The sequence below is a fragment of the Burkholderia sp. 9779_493 genome (assembly GCF_015712215.1).
Lineage (GTDB): Bacteria > Pseudomonadota > Gammaproteobacteria > Burkholderiales > Burkholderiaceae > Burkholderia > Burkholderia cenocepacia.
This window is the reverse complement of record NZ_JACCQA010000007.1, coordinates 245124-254099: the sequence shown is the minus strand read 5'-3', so window position 1 is coordinate 254099 and position 8976 is coordinate 245124. Positions and strand designations below refer to the sequence as shown.

Annotated in this window: 4 protein-coding genes; 3 read left to right on the top strand and 1 reads right to left on the bottom strand. The window is 68.6% G+C overall.

All coding sequences use genetic code 11. The features are described 5' to 3' along the window. Positions 1–3870: DNA translocase FtsK (locus H0X95_RS09970; protein ID WP_330165496.1), on the top strand; the 3870-nt coding region annotated here is incomplete at its 5' end. Positions 3871–3967: 97 nt separating this feature from the next. On the opposite strand, the gene H0X95_RS09965 is transcribed toward H0X95_RS09970, so the two are convergent. Continuing rightward, the gene (locus H0X95_RS09965) at positions 3968–5212 is read right to left on the bottom strand and encodes a lactonase family protein (RefSeq protein ID WP_111441834.1); all 1245 of its coding nucleotides are present in this window, start codon (positions 5210–5212) and stop codon (positions 3968–3970) included. A 166-nt stretch (positions 5213–5378) separates the two neighbouring features. On the opposite strand from H0X95_RS09965, the gene H0X95_RS09960 reads away from it, so the two are divergent. Then, positions 5379–7208 (top strand): glycoside hydrolase family 15 protein, encoded by a 1830-nt coding sequence (locus tag H0X95_RS09960; RefSeq protein ID WP_006486779.1) that lies wholly within the window; start codon positions 5379–5381, stop codon positions 7206–7208. A 212-nt stretch (positions 7209–7420) separates the two neighbouring features. Then, on the top strand, positions 7421–8911 hold the full coding sequence (locus H0X95_RS09955) for a polyhydroxyalkanoate depolymerase (protein ID WP_059721355.1): 1491 nt from the start codon (positions 7421–7423) through the stop codon (positions 8909–8911). Positions 8912–8976 lie beyond the last annotated feature (65 nt).

The following is an 8976-nucleotide window of genomic DNA, read 5'->3' as shown; positions in this document are numbered from 1 at the left end:
AACCTGACGCGCGCCGCCGCGAACGCGCAAGTGCCGCGCCCCGCGCCCGCCCCGCTTCCGGTCGGATTCGAACCCGTCCGGCCGCGTCCGACCGCCGCGCGGCCGGCCACCGCTGCGCTGACGCAGACCGCGCCGCGCGCGACCGTCACGCCGCGACCGGCCGGCACGCAAGCGCAACGTCCGCCGGTGCGCCCGGTCGCGGGCACGGCGGCCACCGGCCAGTCGCCGGACGCGGCACGTCGCCGCCCGGCGCCGCCCGCCCCGGCGCGCGCACCGCTCTATGCGTGGAACGAGAAGCCGGCCGCGCCGATTACGCCGGCGCCGAGCGTTCACGACACGCTGCGTTCGATCGAGGCCAGCACCGCGCAATGGGCGTCGCTGGGCGGCGCACAGACGGCCGATGCAACGCACGCGGCAACCGCGGCCGCCGCCGTGGCAGCAGGCAGCGTGGCCGCGCCGGTATCGGCGGCATCGGCGGTCGCGTCGAACGCATTCGCCTCCGCGGCACATGACGTTGCAGCCCAGGACACCAACGTTCCGGCAGCACACAAAGAACACGATGCCGTGCCCGCGTACGACGATGGCGCGCCGATCGTGCTCGACGCCTTCATGCCGGCAGAATCGAGCATCACGCAGGCGCCGGCTGGCGAGTTGCGTGGCCCTGCGCTCGATGACGCTACATCGCACGCGCTGCCGGAAACCGGCACCGACGATCGCGTGGTTTCGCATCACGCCGACGACGAGATCCGTCACGTCGACGATGCGCCCGCCGCGCCGGCATTCGAGATCGCAGCCGCGCCGTCGTTCGACGCGCCCATCGATCTCGCGCCGTGGGAAGACGTTGTCAGCGCGCCGGTTTCCGCCCTCGACGTGTCGACCGAAAATTCGATCGCCGAATCGCTGGCGAACACCGCAGGATCGGAATCCGCTCATTCAGCCTCCACGCAAACAGGCGATGCAGCGGTTCGCGACCTCGGCACCAGCACGCCGGCCGGGTCCGTCGATATCGACGACAAGGACGACGCGCAACCGGCGGCTGCCATCGACCGCGCCGCACCGGTCCACGTGCCGCAAGGCGCTGCCGATGCGCACGCCGGTGTAACACCCGTCGAAAGCATCGTTCCGTTCGCTGCGCTGCCCTCTTCGTCGATCGCGCAGACGTCTGCCCGCACGCTTTCCGGGACCGCGTCGACTGCGGCAACGTCCGCACCGGCCGGATCGCAGCCTGCACCGGAAGCTGGCAAGGCAATGGAGGCGGACCCAGCGGCACCGCTGTCGGCCGGCGCTCAACGCGCGACGCCCGCCGCCACACAGTGGACAGCCCCGACGATGCCGTCCGCTGCGGCACCGGCGACCGTCGCTTCGGAAGTGCCGAAATCGCCCGCGGCTCAACCGTTTGCCGCAGCTTCGACGGCTTCGGCCATCGCCGCATCGCCACTGGCCGGCACGGCTCATGACTCGACTGCACAAGCATCCACACCCGCATCGAGCGTCGCCCCCGCTACCGCCGCCATCTCACCCGTTGGCATAACCGGCACCGCGTCCGCTTCGCTGACGCAACCGGCCGCATCGGCACCGCCCGTTACTTCCGCCGCGCCGGCATCGCCGGCCGGTGTTACGGGCATGACTTACGGTTCGCTTTCCGGCGCTTCGACGCCCGCATCGACCGCTGCGCCCGTCGTGACGGCATCGACGACCGGTACGTCGGGTTCGACGTTCGGTTCGATCGCGCCGACGCCGGACACATCGGCGCCCGCCATCGCGACGCCCGCGACTTTCACGTCCGCGCCGAACGCTGCACCGTCTTCCGCGCCGGCATCGACGCTTCCCGCCAGCACGGCGACCACGTCGACCGGTACAACGACCACGACCTTCGCTACATCCGGCTCATCCGGCGCAGTCACCCCGCAGCCGCCAATCAGCTTGCCGGTGTCGCCCACCGCGTCCACCACGACGTCGGCGTCCTTCAGCGCGCTCGCTCCGGCCACCACGGCCGCCGCCACTCCGGCCCACCCGCCCGCGGGTGCGCCTTCAGCCGCAGCCGGATCGCCGATGTCGATCGCGCCCGTACCTGCCGCAACCACAACCGCAGCCGCAACCCAGACGTTCACGACATCGCCCGCCCCTGCCGCTTCGTCGGCAGGCTGGACCATGTCGCATGACGTGACCGCGACGCCGACCGCGGCACCGCCGGCAGCAATCGTCCCCGGCACGAACCTCCCGGCCACGCCGGCAGCCGTCAGTTCGGCGCCGCCGACCGTGATCCCGCCAATCGGCGCACCCGCGGCCCATGCAACCGAGGCCACCGAAGCAACCGAACCGCCCCCGGCCGACACCCCCGTCCGTCAGCCGCGCCCGAACGCGTTCGAATTCCACGCACCCGCGTCGTTCAGCGTCGAACTGCCGACGCTCGACCTGCTCGAACCGGCATCCGACGACATCGAAACGATCACCGAGGAACACCTCGCGCAAACCGCGCAGGTGATCGAGCAGCGGCTGCAGGAATTCAAGGTGCCGGTGACGGTGGTCGGTGCATCGGCCGGCCCCGTGATCACGCGCTTCGAGATCGAACCCGCGCTCGGCGTGCGCGGCAGCCAGATCGTCGGCCTGATGAAGGATCTGTCGCGCGGCCTCGGCCTCACGTCGATCCGCGTCGTCGAGACGATTCCCGGCAAGACCTGCATGGGCCTCGAACTGCCGAACGCGAAGCGTCAGGTGATCCGCCTGTCGGAAATTCTTGCCGCACGCGAATATCAGCATTCGCCGTCGCAACTGACGATCGCGATGGGCAAGGACATCACCGGCCATCCGGTCGTCACCGACCTCGCGAAGGCGCCGCACATGCTCGTTGCCGGTACAACCGGTTCGGGCAAGTCGGTCGCGATCAACGCGATGATCCTGTCGCTGCTGTACAAGGCGACGCCGGAAGACGTGCGGCTCATCATGATCGACCCGAAGATGCTGGAGTTGTCGGTCTACGAAGGCATCCCGCACCTGCTCGCGCCGGTCGTCACCGACATGAAGCTCGCGGCCAACGCGCTGAACTGGTGCGTCGGCGAAATGGAGAAGCGCTACCGGCTGATGTCGGCCGTCGGCGTGCGCAACCTCGCGGGCTTCAACCAGAAGATCCGCGACGCGGAAGCGAAGGAAAAGAAGATCGGCAACCCGTTCTCGCTGACGCCCGACGATCCGGAGCCGCTGTCGAAGCTGCCGCTGATCGTCGTCGTGATCGACGAGCTGGCCGACCTGATGATGGTGGCCGGCAAGAAGATCGAGGAGCTGATCGCCCGCCTCGCGCAGAAGGCGCGCGCGGCCGGCATCCACCTGATCCTCGCGACCCAGCGGCCGTCCGTCGACGTGATCACGGGCCTCATCAAGGCGAACATCCCGACGCGCGTCGCGTTCCAGGTATCGTCGAAGATCGACTCGCGCACGATCCTCGACCAGATGGGTGCGGAGTCGCTGCTCGGGATGGGCGACATGCTGTTCCTGCCGCCCGGCACCGGCTATCCGCAGCGCGTGCACGGCGCGTTCGTCGCCGACGAGGAAGTGCACCGGATCGTCGAGTACCTGAAGCAGTTCGGCGAGCCGCAGTACGAGGAAGGCATCCTCGACGGCCCGGCCGCCGACGGCGCGACGCAGGACCTGTTCGGCGACGCGCCGGACGCGGAAGCCGATCCGCTGTACGACGAAGCGGTCGCATTCGTCGTGCGCACGCGGCGCGCGTCGATCTCGTCGGTGCAGCGGCAGTTGCGCATCGGCTACAACCGCGCGGCGCGCCTCGTCGAGCAGATGGAAGCGGCCGGCCTCGTGTCGGCGATGGGCATCAACGGCAGCCGCGAGGTACTCGTGCCGGCCGCGGCCGACTGAAGCCGGCAGGCCGGCGGCCGCGAATCATCGATCCGGGCGTGCCACACAACCGATCGCCCCGCAAAAAAAGGCGCTGCCTCGGCAGCGCCTTTTGCATTTACTGCACCGGCACCAGCTTGAAGTCGACCGGCTTGCCGACCGCGACCTTCTGCGGATTCGCGCCGAGTTGCCCGGTTTCGACATCGCGGCTGAACACGTAGAACGTGTCGCTGTCCTGGTTGCCGACGATCAGCCACTTGCCGGTCGGATCGATCAGGAATTCGCGCGGCGTCTTGCCGAGGCTCGACTGGCGACCGACGTGCTTCAACCGGCCGTCGGCCTTGTTCACCGCGTAGATCACGAGGTCGTTCGCGTCGCCGCGGTTGCTCGCGTACAGGAAGCGGCCGTCCGGCGACAGGTGGATCGCGCCGCCGCCGACCTTGCCCTTGAAGCCCGGCGCCGTCATCGGCAGCGTCTCGATCGGCGTCAGCTTGCCGTCGTGGTAGCCGAACACCTCGACCGATGCGTTCAGCTCGCTCGTCACGTACGCGAACCGGCCGTCGGCGCTGAACACCATGTGGCGCGGGCCCGAGCCGGCCTTCACCGGCGTGTAGCGCCCCTCGGTCGGGCTGATCAGCCCGCGGCTGCCGTCCACCGTGTAGCGGTAGCCGTAGATCTTGTCCGCGCCGAGATCCTGCACGAACAGGTAGCGGCCGTCCGGCGAAAACACCGTCGAATGCACGTGCGCGCCGTCCTGGCGGCCCTTCACGGGCCCGGTGCCTTCGTGGTGAACCGTCAGCACGGCCTGGCCGACCGCGCCGTCGTCGCGCAGCGGGAACACCGCAAAGCTGCCGCCCGGATCGGCCGCGACCGAGTAGTTGGCCGTCACGAGGTACTTGCCGTCCGGCGACAGCGCGAGATAGCAAGGATCGTTCCCTTCGGACGATACGCGGTCGATGAAGCTCAGCGCGCCCGTCTTCGCGTCGAAGCGGAATGCGCTCACGCCGCCGCGCTGCGTCGCCGGGCCGTTGTCGCCGGGCAGTTCGTTGACCGCGTAGACGGTGCGACCGTCGCGGCTCGGCAACAGATACGACGGATTTTCGGTCTTCGCCGACGATACCGGCGCGACGCCGCCGGTCTTGGTATCGAAGCGGTAAACGTAGATCCCGTCGCTGCCGCCGCCCGTATAGGTGCCGACGAGCAGGTTGTAGACGCCGTCGGCCGGGGCGGACGATTGCTGCGCGAACGCGTGGGTCGCGGACAGGGAAAGCACGATCGCGAAACCTTTCATCCAGTGAGCGAGCCTAAGCGGGAACCCTCGTGTCGAAGCGCGTGCGTCATGCTCGCGTAAACGGTTGGGCATTGAATCCTCCTTGCATCGAGTCGCTTCAAGTGTTGAGATAGGACGAAACGCCGGCCGTTCATGCGCTCCGCCGCCCGGCCGAGTATACGGGGCGCGGCGCCCGGGCGTGAAGTCCGGGCCGCCGACGTCCGCATTGTGAACTCGAATACCCAAGGATCGCCTGCCCATGCCCGCCCTGATCGAAGACTACGCCCTCGTCGGCGATGGCCATACGGCCGCGCTGATCGCAAAAGACGGCTCCGTCGACTGGCTGTGCTGGCCCCGCTTCGATTCGGGCGCCTGCTTCGCGGCGCTGCTCGGCACGCCCGAGCACGGCCGCTGGCTGCTTGCTCCGGCCGCCGACGCCGCGATCACGCATACGACCCGCCGCTATCGCGGCGACACGCTGATTCTCGAAACCGATTACGAAAGCGCGGACGGCGCCGTCACCGTGATCGACTTCATGCCGCCCGGCAACGGCTGGTCCGAGCTGGTGCGGATCGTCGTCGGCCGCCACGGCACGATGAAGATGCGCATGGAGCTCGTGTTGCGCTTCGACTACGGTTTCTCGATTCCGTGGGTCACGCAACTGACCCGCGAGGACGGCATGAAGGCCATCGCCGGGCCCGACACCGTCGTACTGCGCACGCCGGTGCCGCTCACCGGCAAGAACCTCCATACGCTCGCGGAATTCACGGTCGGCGCCGACGAGCGCGTGCCGTTCTCGCTCGGCTACGCGGCGTCGCACATGCGGCTGCCGCCCGCGCGCGATCCGCTGTCGATGCTCGCGCGCACCGAGAACTACTGGCTCGAATGGGCGGGCCGCTGCCAGGTGCAGGGCCGCTACGCGGCCGCCGTGCGCCGCTCGCTGATCACGCTGAAGGCGCTCGCGTACGAGCCGACCGGCGGCATCGTCGCCGCGCCGACCACGTCGCTGCCCGAGAAGATCGGCGGCAACCGCAACTGGGATTACCGCTACTGCTGGCTGCGCGACGCGACGATCACGCTGCTCGCGCTGATGCGCGGCGGCTACTACGACGAGGCGCGCGCCTGGCGCACGTGGCTCGGCCGCGTGATGGCCGGCTCGCCCGAGCAGATCCAGATCATGTACGGGATCGCCGGCGAGCGCCGGCTGCCGGAGATGGAGCTCGACTGGCTGCCCGGCTACCAGGACTCGCTGCCGGTACGCGTCGGCAACGGCGCCGCGAACCAGCTCCAGCTCGACGTGTTCGGCGAGGTGATGGCCGCGCTGCACCTCGCGCGCGTGGGCGGCCTGCAGGCCGACGACACGGTCTGGTCCGTGCAGTGCGCGCTGCTCGACCATCTGGAAAAGATCTGGCAGGAGCCCGACGAAGGGATCTGGGAAACGCGCGGAGGCCGGCGCCATTTCACGTTCTCGAAGGTGATGGCGTGGGTCGCGTTCGACCGCGCGATCAAGTCGGCGGAAATGTTCCGGCTGCCCGGCTCGCTCGACCGCTGGCGCGCGCTGCGCGAGCGGATCCATGCGGACGTCTGCGCCAATGCGTGGCACGAAGGCAAGCAGGCGTTCGCGCAAAGCTACGGCAGCGACGAACTCGACGCGAGCGTGCTGCTGCTGCCGCAGCTCGGCTTCCTGCCGCCGGAAGACCCGCGCATCGTCGGCACGGTCGACGCGATCGAACGGGAATTGCTGCACGACGGGCTCGTGATGCGCTACCGCACGACCGAATACGACGACGGCCTGCCGCCGGGCGAAGGCACGTTTCTCGCATGCAGCTTCTGGCTGGTCGACAGCTACGCGCTGCTCGGCCGGATCGACGACGCGCATCGGCTCTTCAGCCGCCTGCTCGCGCTGTCGAACGACCTCGGGCTGCTCGCCGAGGAATACGACCCGGTCGCCGGGCGGCTCGTCGGCAACTTCCCGCAGGCGTTCTCGCACGTGGCGCTCGTGCACACCGCGATGAACCTGATGCACCACGAAGACGCGATGGCGCGCGCGGCCGGCCAGCCCGCGCCGGCCGTGGCCACCGGCCGCTGAACGCTGCCGCCGCGGCCTTGGTCAGAGATCGTCAAATCGCAACACTTTGATGAAAACCCGGGGAAATGTTGCATTGCACCACCGATCGTTGTCCGATATGATCGACGCGATTGTCCGGCTGCAATGCAACATGGCCGGTCGCTGACCCACACGGCACGCCGCGACGCCTCACGCCGCCCTTGCGCACCGTCCCCCACGCGGGAGTAGCCTGCATGCTTTACCAACTGCACGAATTCCAGCGGGCCATGCTGAGCCCCCTCACGGCCTGGGCCCAGGCCGCCTCGAAGTCGTTCGCGAATCCGTCCAGTCCGTTCTCGCTGATGCCCGGCGCCCCGCGGATGGCAGCCGCCTATGAGCTGATGTATCGGCTCGGCAAGGATTACGAAAAGCCGGAATTCAACATTCATCAGATCGTCAAGGACGGCCACAACATTCCGATCGTCGAGCAGACGATCATCGAGAAGCCGTTCTGCCGGCTGCTGCGCTTCAAGCGCTATTCGGACGACGCCGACGCCGTCACGCAACTGAAGGACGAGCCGGTCGTGCTGGTCTGCGCGCCGCTGTCGGGCCACCATTCGACGCTGCTGCGCGACACCGTGCGCACGCTGCTGCAGGATCACAAGGTCTACATCACCGACTGGATCGACGCGCGCATGGTGCCCGTCGAGGTCGGCCCGTTCCACCTGCACGACTACATCGCGTACATCCAGGAATTCATCCGCCACATCGGCGCGCGCAACCTGCACGTGATCTCGGTATGCCAGCCGACGGTGCCGGTGCTCGCGGCGATTTCGCTGATGGCGAGCCGCGGCGAGGACACCCCGCTCACGATGACGATGATGGGCGGCCCGATCGATGCGCGCCGCAGCCCGACTTCCGTGAATTCGCTCGCCACGCAGCACTCGACCGCGTGGTTCGAGAACAACGTGATCCATACGGTGCCCGCGAACTATCCGGGCGAAGGCCGCCAGGTGTATCCGGGCTTCCTGCAGCACACGGGCTTCGTCGCGATGAACCCGGAGCGGCACGCGCAATCGCACTGGGATTTCTACCAGAGCCTGCTGCGCGGCGACGAGGACGATGCCGAAGCGCACCGCCGCTTCTACGACGAGTACAACGCGGTGCTCGACATGGCCGCCGAGTATTACCTCGAAACCATTCGCGTCGTGTTCCAGGAATTCCGGCTGGCGGAAGGCACGTGGGACGTCGAAGGCGAGCGCGTGCGGCCGCAGGACATCAAGCACACCGCGCTGATGACGATCGAAGGCGAACTCGACGACATCTCGGGCAGCGGCCAGACCCACGTCGCGCACGAGCTGTGCACGGGCATTCCGCAAGACGATCGCCGCAGCCTGACCGCCGAGAAATGCGGTCACTACGGGATCTTCTCGGGCCGCCGCTGGCGCACGATCATCTATCCGCAACTGCGCGACTTCATCCGCGAGCATGCGCCGGAGCCGAAGAACGGCGCGACGAAGTTGCCCGCCGATGCGCAGGATGCGACCGCGATCGGCGTCGTGCCGGCCGCCAAACCGGAGCCGGAGACGACGGCGCGCGCCACCGCCGCGAAGCGTACGCGCGCGAACGCGCCGGCCGTGACGGTCGCGCCCGCGAGGACACCCGCCGCAAAGGCCGCGCCCGCCGCGAAACGCGCGGCAAGCAGCCCGCGCGCAAAACCCGTGCGTGCCCGCAAGGCCGCCTGACACGCCGCCCTCCGACGCAAAAACGCCGCCGTTGCTTGCGCACGGCGGCGTTTTTTCATGCGGCG

What these genes read in the sequence shown, in the direction of transcription:
- H0X95_RS09960 (WP_006486779.1), top strand. Translation starts at nt 5,379, where the DNA reads ATGCCCGCCCTGATCGAAGACTACGCCCTCGTCGGCGATGGCCATACG.
- H0X95_RS09955 (WP_059721355.1), top strand. Translation starts at nt 7,421, where the DNA reads ATGCTTTACCAACTGCACGAATTCCAGCGGGCCATGCTGAGCCCCCTC.
- H0X95_RS09965 (WP_111441834.1), bottom strand. Translation starts at nt 5,212, where the DNA reads ATGCCCAACCGTTTACGCGAGCATGACGCACGCGCTTCGACACGAGGG.